General features: G+C 60.8%; 17 protein-coding genes. 4 read left to right on the top strand and 13 right to left on the bottom strand.

The features are described from left to right. Window positions 1-259 precede the first annotated feature (259 nt). The 6 genes from KMZ68_RS23325 to KMZ68_RS23300 all read right to left on the bottom strand — a co-directional run bounded on the left by KMZ68_RS23325 (window position 260) and on the right by KMZ68_RS23300 (window position 4491). Window positions 260-1138, bottom strand: coding sequence for a hypothetical protein (locus KMZ68_RS23325; protein WP_215613471.1), 879 nt, complete (start codon window positions 1136-1138; stop codon window positions 260-262). A gap of 2 nt (window positions 1139-1140) precedes the next feature. Further along, the gene (locus KMZ68_RS23320) at window positions 1141-1860 is read right to left on the bottom strand and encodes a hypothetical protein (protein ID WP_215613470.1); all 720 of its coding nucleotides are present in this window, start codon (window positions 1858-1860) and stop codon (window positions 1141-1143) included. A gap of 343 nt (window positions 1861-2203) precedes the next feature. Continuing rightward, on the bottom strand, window positions 2204-2374 hold the full coding sequence (locus KMZ68_RS23315) for a hypothetical protein (RefSeq protein ID WP_215613469.1): 171 nt from the start codon (window positions 2372-2374) through the stop codon (window positions 2204-2206). A gap of 323 nt (window positions 2375-2697) precedes the next feature. After that, window positions 2698-2982 (bottom strand): hypothetical protein, encoded by a 285-nt coding sequence (locus KMZ68_RS23310; protein ID WP_215613468.1) that lies wholly within the window; start codon window positions 2980-2982, stop codon window positions 2698-2700. Window positions 2983-3065: 83 nt separating this feature from the next. Next, window positions 3066-3419, bottom strand: coding sequence for a hypothetical protein (locus KMZ68_RS23305; protein WP_215613467.1), 354 nt, complete (start codon window positions 3417-3419; stop codon window positions 3066-3068). Window positions 3420-3582: 163 nt separating this feature from the next. After that, window positions 3583-4491: a helix-turn-helix domain-containing protein gene (locus KMZ68_RS23300; RefSeq protein ID WP_215613466.1), complete on the bottom strand. Its 909-nt coding sequence runs from the start codon at window positions 4489-4491 to the stop codon at window positions 3583-3585. 428 nt (window positions 4492-4919) lie between these two features. On the opposite strand from KMZ68_RS23300, the gene KMZ68_RS23295 reads away from it, so the two are divergent. Then, window positions 4920-5309 (top strand): hypothetical protein, encoded by a 390-nt coding sequence (locus tag KMZ68_RS23295; protein ID WP_215613465.1) that lies wholly within the window; start codon window positions 4920-4922, stop codon window positions 5307-5309. A gap of 65 nt (window positions 5310-5374) precedes the next feature. On the opposite strand, the gene KMZ68_RS23290 is transcribed toward KMZ68_RS23295, so the two are convergent. The 3 genes from KMZ68_RS23290 to KMZ68_RS23280 all read right to left on the bottom strand — a co-directional run bounded on the left by KMZ68_RS23290 (window position 5375) and on the right by KMZ68_RS23280 (window position 7483). After that, window positions 5375-5842 carry a hypothetical protein gene (locus KMZ68_RS23290; RefSeq protein WP_215613464.1) on the bottom strand — a complete coding sequence of 156 codons (468 nt, stop codon included), beginning with the start codon at window positions 5840-5842 and terminating at the stop codon, window positions 5375-5377. Between the two features lie 101 nt (window positions 5843-5943). Further along, window positions 5944-6288: a DUF883 family protein gene (locus KMZ68_RS23285; RefSeq protein ID WP_215613463.1), complete on the bottom strand. Its 345-nt coding sequence runs from the start codon at window positions 6286-6288 to the stop codon at window positions 5944-5946. 106 nt (window positions 6289-6394) lie between these two features. Continuing rightward, window positions 6395-7483 carry an AI-2E family transporter gene (locus tag KMZ68_RS23280; RefSeq protein ID WP_249779461.1) on the bottom strand — a complete coding sequence of 363 codons (1089 nt, stop codon included), beginning with the start codon at window positions 7481-7483 and terminating at the stop codon, window positions 6395-6397. A gap of 231 nt (window positions 7484-7714) precedes the next feature. Here KMZ68_RS23280 and KMZ68_RS23275 point away from each other — a divergent pair, with 231 nt between their 5' ends. The 3 genes from KMZ68_RS23275 to KMZ68_RS23265 all read left to right on the top strand — a co-directional run bounded on the left by KMZ68_RS23275 (window position 7715) and on the right by KMZ68_RS23265 (window position 9465). After that, window positions 7715-8515: a L,D-transpeptidase gene (locus tag KMZ68_RS23275; protein WP_215613462.1), complete on the top strand. Its 801-nt coding sequence runs from the start codon at window positions 7715-7717 to the stop codon at window positions 8513-8515. Window positions 8516-8528: 13 nt separating this feature from the next. Further along, window positions 8529-9176 (top strand): DUF2865 domain-containing protein, encoded by a 648-nt coding sequence (locus KMZ68_RS23270; protein WP_215613461.1) that lies wholly within the window; start codon window positions 8529-8531, stop codon window positions 9174-9176. Between the two features lie 133 nt (window positions 9177-9309). Continuing rightward, window positions 9310-9465, top strand: coding sequence for a Thivi_2564 family membrane protein (locus tag KMZ68_RS23265; protein ID WP_215603673.1), 156 nt, complete (start codon window positions 9310-9312; stop codon window positions 9463-9465). A 71-nt stretch (window positions 9466-9536) separates the two neighbouring features. On the opposite strand, the gene KMZ68_RS23260 is transcribed toward KMZ68_RS23265, so the two are convergent. The 4 genes from KMZ68_RS23260 to cysD form a co-directional block, all read right to left on the bottom strand. After that, window positions 9537-9737 carry a CsbD family protein gene (locus KMZ68_RS23260; RefSeq protein WP_215613460.1) on the bottom strand — a complete coding sequence of 67 codons (201 nt, stop codon included), beginning with the start codon at window positions 9735-9737 and terminating at the stop codon, window positions 9537-9539. 130 nt (window positions 9738-9867) lie between these two features. After that, window positions 9868-12030, bottom strand: a complete 2163-nt coding sequence (locus KMZ68_RS23255) for a malate synthase G (RefSeq protein ID WP_215613459.1) — start codon at window positions 12028-12030, stop codon at window positions 9868-9870. Window positions 12031-12175: 145 nt separating this feature from the next. Further along, the gene (gene cysC / locus KMZ68_RS23250) at window positions 12176-14092 is read right to left on the bottom strand and encodes an adenylyl-sulfate kinase (RefSeq protein WP_215613458.1); all 1917 of its coding nucleotides are present in this window, start codon (window positions 14090-14092) and stop codon (window positions 12176-12178) included. Between the two features lie 25 nt (window positions 14093-14117). Then, the gene (gene cysD, locus KMZ68_RS23245; RefSeq protein ID WP_215616446.1) at window positions 14118-14912 is read right to left on the bottom strand and encodes a sulfate adenylyltransferase subunit CysD; all 795 of its coding nucleotides are present in this window, start codon (window positions 14910-14912) and stop codon (window positions 14118-14120) included. Window positions 14913-15152 lie beyond the last annotated feature (240 nt).

Here is a 15152-nt window from a genome sequence, read left to right as displayed (position 1 = left end):
GACTAGAGCTTCCCCCAAGGGAAGCTCTGGAAAGCCTTCCGAAGTCAAGGTTAGTAGCTTGCGGCTAACCGAGGCGCGTTTTCGGTGGTTAGATTGTGGACCTCGTCCTGCAGGATGTCTCCACGATGGCCACCGCGATCCGTAGGTGCGAGGATGTGTCCTGAACCATAGAGGGTGCTTCTAGGCATAATCCTGTTGTTCAAAAGGCAAGCAAAGAATTGGCCGGTGGAACGATATAGTTCCACCGGCTTTATTTTTTTTATCGAATGAAATCGTTCGGAGCGATGTTGACGTGCGTCTTCTTACTGCTCGCTGTCCCTACATCGTGGCAGTTTGGGTAACGATCAGCCAGCGAACCATTCGTTGCGACGCAATCATAGTGAAAGTTTGCGGGATAGTGACCGCCCATTCGACTTCGCGCATTTAGCAGGCACGCTAGACTATGACTGTCCGCTGCTGCATTACGAAAGATGGCGTGGCGATCTCTTCCCGGACTCCTAAAATACAAATAGCCGTCGCTAAAACAGTGATGATGGTCGTCGGGCGCGTAAACGCGAGGGTGCTCTGCCACGAAACCTTTTACGGCGGAGTCGATAAATTTCTTGGCGTCTTCGGAATCTGAGAGTCCGCTGTAAAGGTCTCGAAGCGTTGACTTCAGCTTGTCAGATCGAAAGTTTCGAATTGGCAAAAGTAAAGGTGTTAAGTTGTGTACGTTGGTAAACTCCGATACGACGCGAGATAAGCCTCGCACCTCTCTAGCAGCGTCTATCACCTCATCAGTAAACTCATTCAAAACGTTGCTAATCTGTTGTCGGTTACTAGCTTCGCTAAAGTCGGGAGGATTCAAAGCAAATGGAAGGCCGAAAGGGAAAAAGGCGTCCAACAAATCTGTGGTCGATTGATCCTCATAATCAATATAGATTAGCAGGGTTGAAACAGGCTCGCTTTCATTTTGTCCCTTGGCGTACTCATGAGCTGCCCTAAGTATCCGGTCGATGTATTTTCTCTCGTAACGCCTGTGGTCAGATACTGGCGTAATGATAGTAGCTCCGCTTGGAGCAAGTAGCTTGTCTGAGACTTTGCGGATGCGGTCAAAAAGCGGTGTCGTTAGACCAGCAACAACCAGCGAATAAGCCACGACTAGACTCTTTTGCGCATTAAGGCCGCAACCACGTCGAGACTCATAGATGTATTAGAGAGTTGTCGATGATCTAAACTAGCAATCACGGCCTCCAGAACGGACGCGTTCGAATGCGTCTGAATACTTTCCCTATGAGGACGCGTTTGATAAAAGTCAGATTTATCGAAACCGTTTTCTTCGATCCAGCGATTGATGTTGTCGGTAATCAACTTGTCGCGGTCTCTAATGTCCGGCGCAACGATGAACGATGGTGGAATTTCCACGTGTCCCTCAGGAGCATCCCCCGAAGTGAGGTCCTGAAACTTGAAATCCGTTAGATTCAAAAAACGTTTACCTTCGCGATAGGGTACGGAGAAGGCCGCCCAAAAACGATAATTGAAGCGAGGACTAGGCTTTGATGATACCTGTGTCTCAAAAACAAACTTTTCAGAGAGCGTAAGTAAGGGCTGCTCCTGTTGCTCGACCAAAGAATTTGGAGAGCGTATCAGCGTCTGAACATTCTTGAATTCGCCTGTGAGAGCCACAGTAAACTTGTCAGAGAACCGCTCTCGAATAAATGCGCTGAGAGGTTTCTTCGTAAGAAGTTTTAGCGTTGATAGATCAGGACCTAGGTCTTTTCCTAGTTCACTGAGAAGATACGAACTGCGCGCACTCAGTGCCGCTTCACTTAATGCTTCGATCTTCGTCGCAATGCGTTCGATATTATTATCATCGGCCATTTGCTAGTCCGCGCTCGATAGGTAGAGTTGGACTATGCATGTTTCGACCAAGTTTTGCTACGCCCTGTTTTGCCGGATAGTAAATAAGTCGGAGCGACAAAGGCTATACATGCCACGGGCGCAGCCTTGTCCAAACGTCTTCAGCCTCATCCTCATATCTTTCACTTGGGCGTCTTGGTCAACGTGATGCTCCCGCTAATCCCATCCTTCGCTGCGGGTGACCTTTGTCATGGCTGGCGCGGCGGCTCCGGCGGCGGGCGTTCGTTCACGCTGCAAATCGGCGGGGAGAGCTTCGGCGGTTTGACGGCTTCGGATGCGACGGTGGAGCGCTTGCAGAAGTACGCTACGCGAAAAAACATTCATTCGGCCGGGCGCAAGCCAACTTGGTTTCAGGGGTGATTAACCATCGGCCATAAATATGTTTCTGCACGCGTTTTTTGAAAACATCAGCGCCGTTTTTGAAAGCGTCGTCGCGGATGTTGGCAGGCCGACGCCCATCAAAGTGAATGGCCATGCGCACTTCCTTGGTGAATTCCATTTTCAGAAATGGAGGTGGGATACGCATCAGTTGCGCACCACTGCGCAAAGTTTGCGTAGATTGCTCTAAGGCTCCCTAGGGTGTAGATGCACCATCGGAAAAGCGATCAGCCGTGGAGTTGGAAATGCGTAAGTTTTCTAGAAGCGAATGGGTGAGGGCCGCTGGACAAATTGCAAAACACTATGAAGCTGGCTTGCATGATCCGGAGGCTATAGTTCGAAGGGTGAAGAAGACGATCTATGCGGCGCGTCGTCGCCGGGTGCCCGGACAGAAAGCAGAAAATTGAACCGTGCAGTCAGCTACCAATAAACCTCTTTGTTCAAATTCGCCATCACAAATCGAAGGTTTATGCTCCGAAGGAATGGGTGCCATTGCTGCGGCCCCATAAAGCCCATGCGGCCACCACCGGCATCCCAAACTGCAACCGCAGTGCCTCGCAGACCCGCAGCGTTGGCCCTAAACCCAAGAGCGGTCAGTTCCTCATGCTGATCTGAATCGCTCATGTAACCGAATCGCGCATCGAGCGGGAAGATAATCATGTCCTGTCCTTGCTCATGAATATGAGCGACCTTGTACTTTGGCATTTCAGCGTCCTCCGCGCGTCTGATAGACTTCATGCAAACCCAAGACAAAGCCCGGCATAGCTGCCGGGCTTTGAATGCTTGGACTATCCAGTTGGACTGAGGTTGCAACCGTTCGGGGCGAGTGCGTTGGTGTAGTTGGCGAGAAGGTCCATTTCTTCCGCGCGCCGACTTTCTTTCGTCGGATTGAGGCGAAGATGGACATGCGTCGCCCCCTTTAGATCGATGCATTCGGCTCTGTGGTGATTAGTCGATGATGCTCTCTGAGAAAGATCGCCCTCGCCCATGTAAATGGGAACCCACAACCCCTGACCATTCTTCTTAGCGTAGATGTAGTTCCCATCCTGCCCCGGCGTGATGCTGGGGTGGCGGGGATAGACGTGGTAGAGGTATTTGGCACCGGATTTCCCGGTCCACGTGCATGTTTCCTGATTTGCCATTTCGGCTCTCCATCTCAGGTATATACGAGAGCCGGGGTTGACCGCAGGCAGCGTCACGAACAAGATCGAATCGCCTAGCAAGGCCCGGTTCCGCATTGGCTCTCTATCCATGCGGAGCGGTTTACGGAGCCGTCGGGTGTCTCACCATCCGGCGGCTCTTTAGCTATTGTCCGAAGCGTCCCTCCGCTTGATATTTTGTCCACATGACTTCCGCAGCCGGAGCGCTCATCTTGCACTGGACTGCCGCATCATCCGGGCTTTTGAAGCGAGAGAGGTGACGAGTGGACATCAGAAGCGAACCCGCAAACGTGTCAGCTTGCCACTCCGCATCACAATAAATCTTCTCGCCATCATCACGCATCCGCGCCATCGTGACCGTCCGGTGCATCAAGAAATGCGCGAACTCATGGCAAGCTGTGAACCTGTCGCGTCCATTTTCTTTCCACGCGCCCTCGTAAACATCTTCCCTCAGAACGATGATGTTCTCTCCCGCAACGACTCGACCTTCTTCGCTCCCCATGGATTCCTTGTCTTGGACATCAACATGGAAACCATCGAGCAAACTAGCCATCTTAAATTCCAGGATTTCCATGATCGGAAAATCGATGCGCTCATTATCCACAAACGTTGAGCGGACTTTCTCCGCGAATCCACGGATCACCTCGGTTGACATCGGGGGCACGTAGATGCCGCGCCTCTTTCGATGAAAGGGCACGTCGTCCGATTTCGATTTCAGGATGACCTTCTTTAGGTCCGCCATCATCGACAAAGGCAATTCGTCGATTTTGCGTGCGAACGCAGCAACCAACTCCCGTTGATCGGCTGGCAGAGTCGCTACCGGAACTTCCTTGCGCGTACGGTCTGCGGCGCGGCGCAATTCCCGTATCTCCGCAGCAGATAATTTCATCGCACGCGCTACGCTCAGCAGATACGCGTCCGGTATCGGTTTTCGTCCGGTTTCTATGGCGGAGATGAAGGCAGAACTCCGCCCCGTGGCTTCGGCAAGGTCGAGTAGCCTCATGCCTTTGTCGAGCCGGAGTTTGCGAACGGCAATTCCAAACGGTGTGAGCATGGGACACCTCCAAGGCGCGAATCGCCCCAGAGAAAACGCTACACCCCATCCGAAAAGAAATCAACCGATTGGGTTAACTTTGTGTGGATGTCGGTTTTGGGTTTTTGAGCAGATGCGCTTCGAGCCCCCTTTTTCTGTTCGTCCAGCGTAGGGACGAGAGTAGGGACGGGAAAGTCCGACGATGTAATTTATTCAATTAATTCAACGCAAAAAAGCAGGGCGCGGCTGGCATCACCACAGCCGCGCCCTGCATCACCGGTCAATGGGGCAGGGGGGATGACCGGCTGTTCTGATGACGCCGAGGTCCCCGGACTCGTTCCCGCCTTCTCGAATTTTTTCGCACACAGTTAAGTGATGGCCGGTCCCCGAACTCCGCTGGTCCGGTCACGTTGTTTCCTTGATCGCCACGGGGCGAGGGACCAACGCACATGTCACAGATTTCCAGGGGAATTTTCGGCGCGGCCGGCATTGCGCTTGTGCTTGGTGCGGTTCCGCTGGCCTTCGGCCACGATCTCGCAGACCGCTGGCAGGCCGTCACGCGCGCGCCGGCAACCTCCGTCAATCGTGCCGCCAAGGCCGATCGCGCTGCCGGTGTCGGTCCTGCGGCGGCGGCTCGCACGATCTCGCTGCGCCTGGACAGCCTTGCCGATACCTCGGTCCTGGTCCGCGTGCCGGTCGCCAAGGACGCGCGCAACACGCCCGCCGCTCCGGCCGTGACCAAATCCGGGGACCGCAAGACGGCGGTGGCCTGCGAGCCCGTGGTCAGCGTGCTGACCGAAGTCGCGAAGCATCTTGAGCCCGGCCGCTGCGTGACGTGAGTCTGTAGTCCGGATGAACGCAGCCGTCCTCCCCGCGCACGCGGGGACGACGTTGAGAGATAACCTCACTCCGCCGGCGCTTCCGCCTCATCGTCAGAAGCACTCGCGCCACGGCTCATCATGAACCCCAGCGCCAGTCCGCCGACCGCCAGAATCGGGATCAGCCTCTTGACGCCGATCGCGCGCACCACCTGAAGCCCCACAGCCAGCAGCATGGGATCGGCCAGCACGGTCTGGGCGGCCGATTTCGTCGACCTGGCGGCTTCTTTTGCGGCTTGTTCGGCGCGCGCCTTGACCTCGTTCTTGCGCGCCATGTAGCAGCCGGCGGCGATCAGCGTGACCAGGAAGAAGATCACAGCACCGGCCAGGCAGGCTTCGACCGGGCCATATCTCTGCAGCACGAACACGAAGGCGGCGGCGCACAGGAACGCGATCATGACGAACAGGGCGATGGCTGCGGCGGCCGCCAGCGACGTCAGCCGCAAGGCGGTGCCGGTGCTCTCCCTGACATCATCGATCATTCGCTGGAACATCTATCGCCTCGATCTGAAAAGAACTTCAACGAAAGCAACGGCGGCGCGCCAACGCCGCCAGTCCGACCAGAGGTTTGATCTTGCGCGGGCCGTCATCGCGGTTACCGGCGCCACGTCACGCCGATCAAAAAACCGATGCCGAGCGCGAGCCCGACGGTGGCCAGCGGGCGCTGCGTGATCGCCTCTTCCAGCGTCTCCTCGATCGAAGTGGCCGCGTCCTGAGCGGCGCCCATCATGGCGCTGCCGCGCTCCGACATGTCGTCGACCGCCGCATCGACATTGGCGCGGACCTGCTTGTAGCCGCGGCGCGCCTGCTTGCCTGCGGTGCCGGCCAAGGAGTTGAGCGCGTCGGTGATCTGGTCGGTCAGGGCGGAGATATCGTTCTTCACGGCTGCTACGTCCTTTTCGAGGCGTTCATAGTTGGCTTTGTCTGTCATGTTTCTCATTCCGATTCCGACGTCCGGACTCGACGTCAAAAGCTCCCGAAGGCTGCTGAAGTATCTCAATGAGCAAACGTCTCGCTTCACCGGAAGTTCCTCGCGGAAGACCCGATCAGTCCGGCGGCAGCTGCGGCGAATCCGCCGGCAGCAAATGTTCCTTGATGATGAGCGCGACGATCAAGACCGGCGAGGACAGGAAGGCGCCCATCGGTCCCCACAGCCAGGTCCAGAAGGCGAGCACGATGAATACCGCGAGCGCGTTCAGTTCAAGCCGGCGGCCGACGATAACAGGTGTGACGAAATGACCTTCGAGAAAGGTGAGCCCGGCAAAGAGCACTGGCGCGAGAAACCCCGCGCCGAGCGTGGGGAACGCGACCACGCCGACCACCGTCAGGATCGCGAACATCACCACAGGGCCAATGATAGGGATGAAATTCAAGGTCGCCGCCAGCGCGCCGAGCGCGGCAGGGTTCGGCATGCCCGTGAGCGCACAGATGATACCCGTCGCCACGCCGACGCCGAGATTGATCACGGTCACCATGAGCAGATAGCCGCCGAGATGCTCCTCGATCTCGTTGAGGATCCGGAGCGTCCGCAGCCGCGATTCATGCTCGCCGAAGGTCATGATCAGCGCGCGCCGCAGATCCGGCCAGCTCGCGATGAACAGGATCAGGGTCGCAATGAACAGCAGGAATTGGACGAAGGTCGGCGACAGGAATTCAAAGGTGGGCTGCACCCACTCGATCTTGGGAAGCTGGAACGACTCGCCCGGCAGCGCTTCGGACCCGCCGAGCATTTCCTGCAGTTGCTGCCAGAGCCGCAAGGGGCGATCGAACACATGAAGCTTCTCCTTCAGGAGCGAGCCGAGTTCAGGAAGCCGCGTGCTCCATTCCATAACCGGGGAGGCGAGCAGTCCGATCATTACGGCGGCCACGGCGCAGGCCGCGGCCACGATCAGAACCGCCGATACCGCGCGCGGGATGCGGCGCTGCTCGAGAAAGCGCGCCGCCGGCGACAGCATGGTGCCGACAACGAACGCCATCGTCACCGGGAGAAAGAACGCTTTCGCCGCATAGAGCACGGCGACGACGCAGATGATTAGGAGCGCGACCAGCGCGAACGCCGCCACCTCGGTGTCCCGGATCACCGGCGGCAATTCGCTCTTGCGCTCGGGCACGCCTTCATTGGGAAGGACTCGCAAGTGGACTCTCCCCGACGGCAGCGAATGGATTAGGCGTCCCGGGCTCGTTGGGTCGGGACCGGGCGACGCAGGACCCAACCCGCGCGCAACCGAAAAGTTCCGTCGCAGAAACGTGAAGGGTCGGCCGGTTGACTGCACTGCCCCGGTGTCGATTCGGACGGAACCATGCAGCCCGGGTGGGGTTGGTTGCGCAGAAGCATCAGCGTGATGCGCAACGCATCGGGGCAGATCATGACACAGGCATTCGCAGGCAATCGTAGTCTCTCGTTGCGCGCGACCGGCGCGCTGGTCCTCGGCGCGGCATTGCTGCTGTCGCCGGCGTGGCTCGCGAGCGCCAGCGCCCAGGTGTTCGGCTACGCCTCCACCGAGCCAAGCACGTTTCCGTCAGACAATATGATGGTGGCGCCGGCGCAGCCCGCCGATGAAGGCGATGGCAGCGCAGCCGCTGTGCCGGAGCGGTTGAAGCGCGCGGTCGTTGCTTTCAACAGCCGCGAGGCGCCGGGCACGATCGTGATCGATACCGGCAATACTGCGCTTTATTACGTGCTCGGCCAGGGCCGCGCCATTCGCTATGGCGTCGGCGTCGGCCGCGAGGGCTTTACCTGGTCCGGCGTGCAGACCATTAGCCGCAAGGCGGAATGGCCGGACTGGCATCCGCCGGCGGAAATGATCGCGCGTCAGCCTTATCTGCCGCGCTTCGTGGCGGGCGGCCCCGGCAATCCCTTGGGCGCACGCGCGATGTATCTCGGCACCAGCCAGTACCGCATTCACGGCACCAACGATCCCTCGACCATCGGCAAGTTCGTTTCCAGTGGCTGCATTCGCCTGACCAATGAAGACGTCGCCGATCTGTTCGGCCGCGTCGATGTCGGCACAAAGGTGGTGGTGCTGCCGAAGCATGCGCCGCACCTTGAAGCGAGGGCCGCGGACACGCGAACGATGATCGCGGTCCGCTCGGCCGCGCCGCCGCCGCGCCCGGCCGCGACGTCCGGCCGTCAGGTGATGAACGTTTCGACGTCGTCGCTGTACTGAGATCGGAGCCGACATGAAATGGACATCAGACAGGTGGCTGGCATGGCGCGTGGCGGCAGCGGTCCTGTTGGTCTCGGCGCTCGCGCCCGCCGCGCAGGCGGAAGATTTTCTCTCCGCGCTGTTCGGCGCGTTCGGCGGCCGCTCGCGCGCGCCGCAGATCCAGCTGCCGTTTGCCAATGAGGGCGGCCCAATGATGCCGCGAGATGACGGTCGTCCGCACCATGCCGGCGGCGGCCAGGTCTACTGCGTGCGTACCTGCGATGGCCGCTATTTCCCGATCCCGGCGTCGGACAAGCAGACCCGGGCGGCCTCCTGCAACAGCTTCTGTCCGGCCAGCGACACCAAGATCGTCTATGGGAGCAGCATCGACAACGCCGTGACCGACAACGGCAAACCCTATTCCGAACTGCCGAATGCGTTCCGCTACCGCAACGAGATGGTGGCGGGCTGCACCTGCAACGGCAAGGATCAGCTCGGGCTGGCGCCGGTCAGGATCGAAGACGACCCGACGCTGCGCAGGGGCGACATCGTCGCCGGCGAAAGCGGGCTGGTGGTGGCCAATCGCGGCGCCGATAAGCGCGGCGCGGCGCTGAATTTCTCGCCGGCCTCCGAAAGGATCAGCGCGCGCTATCAGCGCGTGCCGGTGGTGGCGCGGGAATAGCAGTCCGGCATCAGGGCCGGGTGTCGGTCAATTGATTGCCCGGGGACCCGGTTCCGTCCGGGGAACCCAGGCAGGCCGTCAGGCGTTGGCTGGCAAGCAATCGTGCTTTTCATGACGCCATAGGGGGTTTCCGGTGCTTATCAGTGTGCTCGTCACATTTCTTGTCGTTATTCTTGTTCTCTACCTGATCAACCTGTTGCCGCTCGACGGCCGCGCCAAGCAGATCGCGCGCGTGGTGGTGATCATCCTTGGGGTGATCTCGCTCTTGAAATACATCGCGGTAATCTAAGGCCGCTCACGGAAAGTCAAAAAAAGCCCCGGCATTTCTGCCGGGGCCTTCCGTTGTCCAGGGAGGCAAACTTACTTCAGCGCCCTGAACCAGTCGTCCACGTCCTTGTGGATCTGATCCTTGGCGAAGCCGTAGCGCTGCTGCAGCTTGCCTTCGAGCTGCTCGCGGCGCCCCTCGATCACGTCGAGATCATCGTCGGTGAGCTTGCCCCACTTTTCCTTTGCGGCGCCCTTGAACTGCTTCCAGTTCCCTTCGACCCGGTTCCAATCCATCGTCATCTCCTCTTGAGTTCAGACGATACTTAACGGGCGGCCAAGTCAGTCGTTCCGGAAGGAACTGCGGCAACATGTGCAGCAGGTTGGTGTGGTCCCGGATTTTGCTTCGCTCCATCCGGGCTTCTGATCAGCCCGCCGCCTTGGCTTCACGGCGCCGCGCGGTGAGAATGAATTCGGTATAGCCGTTCGGCTGCTCGCGGCCCTTGAAGATCAGGTCACAGGCGGCCTTGAAGGCGACGCCGTCGAAACCGGGCGCCATCGGCCGGTACAGCGGATCGTCCTTGTTCTGCTTGTCCACCACCACCGCCATCCGCTTCAGCGACTCCATCACCTGGTCCCTGGTGATGACGCCCTGATGCAGCCAGTTCGCCAGATGCTGGCTCGATATCCGCAGCGTGGCGCGGTCTTCCATCAGGCCGACGTCGTGGATGTCGGGCACCTTGGAACAGCCGACGCCCTGGTCGATCCAGCGCACGACATAGCCGAGGATGCCCTGGCAGTTGTTGTCGATCTCCTGCTTGACGTCGTCGGGCGCCCAGTTCGATTGAGACACCGGAATGGTGAGGATGTCTGCGAGCCTGGCGCGCGGGCCGCCTTTGGCCAGTTCCTGCTGGCGCGCCTGCACGTTGACCTGATGATAATGCAGCGCGTGCAGCGTGGCGGCGGTCGGCGACGGCACCCATGCGGTGGTGGCGCCGGCCTGCGGATGGCCGAGCTTCTGCGTCAGCATGTCCGCCATCTTGTCGGGCGCGGCCCACATGCCCTTGCCGATCTGGGCGTGGCCGGGCAGGCCGTCGATCAGGCCCATATCGACGTTCCAGTCTTCATAGGCCTTGATCCAGGGCTGCGCCTTCATGTCGTTCTTGCGGATCATCGGGCCCGCTTCCATCGAGGTATGGATCTCGTCGCCGGTGCGGTCGAGGAAGCCGGTATTGATGAAGCAGATTCGCTTCGAGGCGTTCTGGATGCAGGCCTTGAGGTTGACCGTGGTGCGGCGCTCCTCGTCCATGATGCCGATCTTCATGGTGTTTTCCGGCAGCGCCAGCATCTTCTCGACCTGGCCGAACAGTTCGCAGGTCAGCGCGACCTCGTCGGGGCCGTGCATCTTCGGCTTGACGATATAGATCGAGCCGGTGCGGCTGTTCTTCGTTTTCGACGAGCCCTTGAGATCGTGGATCGCGAGCAGGCCGGTCACCGCGGCGTCAAGAATGCCTTCCGGAATTTCCGCTCCCGTCTCGTCGAGCACCGCGTCGGTGAACATGTGATGGCCGACATTGCGCATCAGCAGCAGGGCGCGGCCATGCAGTTTGAGTTGTTTTCCGTCCGGCGCATGGTAGACGCGGTCGTGGTTGAGCGCGCGCTTTAGCGTCTTACCGCCCTTGTCGAAGTCGGCCGACAACGTGCCGTCCATCAGGCCGAGCGTATTGCGATAGACCAGCACCTTGTCCTCGGCATCGACCGCCGCGACGCTGTCTTCCATGTCCAGGATCGTGCTGACCGCCGATTCCAGGATCATATCGGCAACGCCGGCCGGATCGTCCTTGCCGATCGCGTGAACCCGGTCGATCTTGATCTCGATATGCATGCCGTTATTGACCAGCAGGATCGCGCTCGGGGCTGCGGGTTCGCCCCGGTAGCCGGCGAATTGCGCGCTCGATTTCAGCGCGGTGGCGTTGCCGCTCTTCAGCTTGACCGCGAGCTGCCCGGCAATGACGCTGTAGGAGGTCACCTCGGTGTGGCTTCCAGTCGCCAGCGGCACGGCGGAATCCAGAAAGGCTTTGGCCTTCGCGACCACTTTGGCACCGCGGGCCTTGTCAAACCCCCTGCCGCTTTCGCTTGTCTCGTGCGGGATCGCATCGGTGCCGTAGAACGCATCGTACAGGCTGCCCCAGCGCGCATTGGCGGCGTTGAGCGCATAGCGCGCATTGGTGAGCGGCACCACCAGCTGCGGGCCGCAGATCTGGCCAATTTCTTCGTCGACATTGGCGGTCTCGACCTTCTGGGTCGCGGGCTCCGGCAGCAGATAGCCGATCTCCTTGAGGAACGCGGTGTATGCGTTCATGTCGAGCGGCTTGCCCTTGTTGGCGCGATGCCAGCCGTCGATCTTCGCCTGCAGGGCGTCGCGGAAGGCGAGCAGTTCGCGGTTTTTCGGCGTCAGGTTGTTGAGGATGGTGGCAAGCCCGGCCCAGAACGCGTCCGGCGAAATTCCGGTCTTGGGGGTCGCCTCCTTGGCGATGAAATCGAACAAAACGGGGGCGATCTTCAATCCGTGGGCATCGATACGATTCATGATGGGATTTCTCGCGAGAAACGGCGGCAAATGCGCGTTTTCAGGGGGATAAACGACAAAAGGGCCCCGCAAAGGGCCTTGTTCGGAGCCCTTTTAGACCCAAAGGCGGGGTGATGAGAAGGCCCCAAGCGGGCCTTCTCACGCCTCAGATATTAGCGGCGAGATCGACCAGTTCGTCGAACAGGACGCCGGATCCGGCCAGCATCCGCTCGATCTCGTCGGTGGCGTCCGCGACCGAGCGCGCCGAGGTGTCGATGGCGAGTTCGCTTGCCGTGGGCGGCTGGTAATCGTTGCCGATCCCGGTGAACGCCTTGAGCGCGCCGGCGCGGGCCTTGGCGTAATGGCCCTTGGGGTCGCGGCTCTCACAGACTTCCGCAGGGGTCGCGACATAGACCTCGTGGAACGCGGTGTCGGCGATGCGGCGCGCCGCGGCGCGGTCGTCGGCCGACGGCGACACCGCGGCGACGATGGCGATATGGCCGTTGCGGGAAAGATGGGTGGCGACTTCGGCGAGCCGGCGGATGTTCTCGGTGCGATCGGCGGCGGAGAAGCCGAGATCGCTGTTGAGCCCGGCGCGCAGCGTGTCGCCGTCCAAGAGCACCGGCGATCCGCCGAGGCTGAACAGCCGGCGTTCCAGCGCGCGCGCCAGCGTCGATTTGCCGGAGCCCGGCAAGCCCGTCAGCCACACCACGGCGCCGCCGTGGCGGTAGCGCGCCGAGCGCTCGTCGGGACGCAATGCGGATTCGACCGGGACGATATCGACGGGAACGGCGCGCTGCCCGGCGTCGACCGACAGCACCAGGCCGCCGCCGGCAATCCGGCCGTTGACCTCGATCACCAGGCGTCCGGTGCGCGGATTGTCGGTGTAGGGATCGGCGGCGATCGGCTGCGCCAGCGAGATGTCGATTTCGCCGACATGGTTGCGCCCGATCGCTTTGGTCTCGACGCTCGAGAGTTCGCCGGGATCGACGGCCTTCTCGATCGCGACCACATTGGCGCGGGTTTCCCGGGTGCCGAGCCGGACCAGGATCGAGGCGCCCGGCGCCAGCGGCTCGTCGTGCAGCCAGAAGATCCGCGCGCGAATCCGCCGGGTGTCGCGCGGGCTGGTTCCGACATGCGCGATGACGTCGCCGCGTTCGACGAACAATTCGCGGTCGAGCGTGATGCCGACCGAGCGGCCGGCGCCCTGGCTGCCATGGACCGGCGTGACCGGCCAGCCCTCGACGGAGCGAATCCTGGCGATCTTGCCCGCGGGCATGATGACGATCTCGTCGCCGGCGCTGAGGCTGCCGGATTCGATGCGGCCGGCGACAATGCGGCGGTCGTCGAATTTGTAGATCGCCTGCACCGGCAGCCGCAGCGCCAGCGACTCCAGCGGCCGCGCCGGTTCGAGCGCATCCAGCGCTTCGACCACAGTGGGCCCGTCATACCATTCGATCCGCGGCGTGCGTTCGGCGACGCCGTCGCCATCGCGCGCCGAGATCGGGATCACGGCCGTCGGCGTGACGCCGAGGCCGATCAGATGCGCGGAAATCTCGTCGCTGATCTCCTGGAACCTGGCAGCGCCGAAATCGACCCGGTCCATCTTGTTGACGACGACCGCAACCTGTTTGACGCCGAGCAGATGCAGCAGGTAGCCGTGGCGCCGGGTCTGGTCGCGGACGCCTTCCAGCGCGTCGATGATCAAGACCGCACCGTCGGCCTGCGAGGCGCCGGTGATCATGTTGCGCAGGAATTCGGCGTGGCCGGGCGCGTCGATCAGCACCACGTCGCGGGAGCGGGTGCGGAAGCGGATCTGCGTGGTATCGATGGTGATGCCCTGGTCGCGCTCGGTCTGCAGCGCGTCCAGGAGGAACGACCATTCGAACGGCATGCCGCGGCGGGCGCTGACCGCTTTCAGCATTTCGAGCTTGCCCTCGGGCAGGCTGCCGGTTTCGTGCAGCAGCCGTCCGACCAGAGTCGACTTGCCGTGATCGACATGGCCGACAATGACGATGCGGACCTGCGGGCGCGTGGTGCCGTTGGGGGTCGTTGATGTCGCAGTGGGGACGATCATGTTCATCGGGGCGCTCAACTCAATATATTCGCTAGAGGTATCCGGCGACGCGCAGCCGTTCGAAGGCGTCTTCGGTCTCGTGGTCCAGCGCGCGGCCGGCGCGTTCCGGCACCTTGGTGCCGTCGAGCTCGATCAGGATTTCCTCGATGCTGGAAGCGGTCGAGGCCACCGGATTGGTGATGTCGGCATCGCCCAGCGAGCGGTAGCGCTTGCCGTCCTTGGCGAGATAAAGCGGGATGATCGGGATGTTCTCGCGCTGGGTGTAGGCCCAGATGTCGGCCTCGGTCCAATGCAGGATCGGGTGAATGCGCAGGTGCGCGCCCGGCGGCGGCGAGGCGTTGAACTGGTCCCAGAATTCCGGCGGCTGGTCGCGCACGTCCCATCCGCCCTCGGTGCCGCGCGGCGAGAACACCCGCTCCTTGGCGCGGGTCGCCTCTTCGTCGCGGCGAATGCCGGCGATCAATCCGTCGAAGCCGTATTTGGCGAGCGCGAGCTTCAATCCCTCGGTCTTGCGCGCGGCCGACCGCGCCGCCGGCGGCAGGGTCGGATCGATGGTTTCCAGCGGCGGGCAGGAGTCGACCTTCAGATCGAGTTCCCATTCCTTGCCGTAGCGATCGCGAAACGCATACATCTCCGGAAATTTCTTGCCGGTATCGACATGCAAAGCGGGGAACGGCACGCGGCCGAAGAAGGCCTTGCGCGCCAGCCAGATCATGACGTTGGAATCCTTGCCCAGCGACCACAGCAGCGCCAGCTTCTTCAGCCGCGCGAACGCTTCCCTGAAGATGTAGATGCTCTGCGCCTCGAGCGCGTCGAGGTGATCCATGGCGGGGGCGGGCAGCTGCCCGGGCTGCGGAATCTGCAAGGGCGCAGCCCCCGTCGGCGGGTCGGCGCGACGCAACCGGGCGATCGTGGAATCGGTGTCGAGAAGATGCATCTCTGGGCCTTGGCCTTTGGAGGTGAAAATTCTATAGTTGCACTGCAGTAGAGAAGAAAAAATTTTCTCTTTGCGGGCGTTGCGTGAGACATATATAGAAAATAATTCTAGTCAACCCCGCAAGTTGGG

Source organism: Bradyrhizobium sediminis (assembly GCF_018736105.1).
Lineage (GTDB): Bacteria > Pseudomonadota > Alphaproteobacteria > Rhizobiales > Xanthobacteraceae > Bradyrhizobium.
The sequence above is the reverse complement of the archived record's forward strand: the minus strand, read 5'-3'. Positions and strand labels throughout refer to the sequence as shown.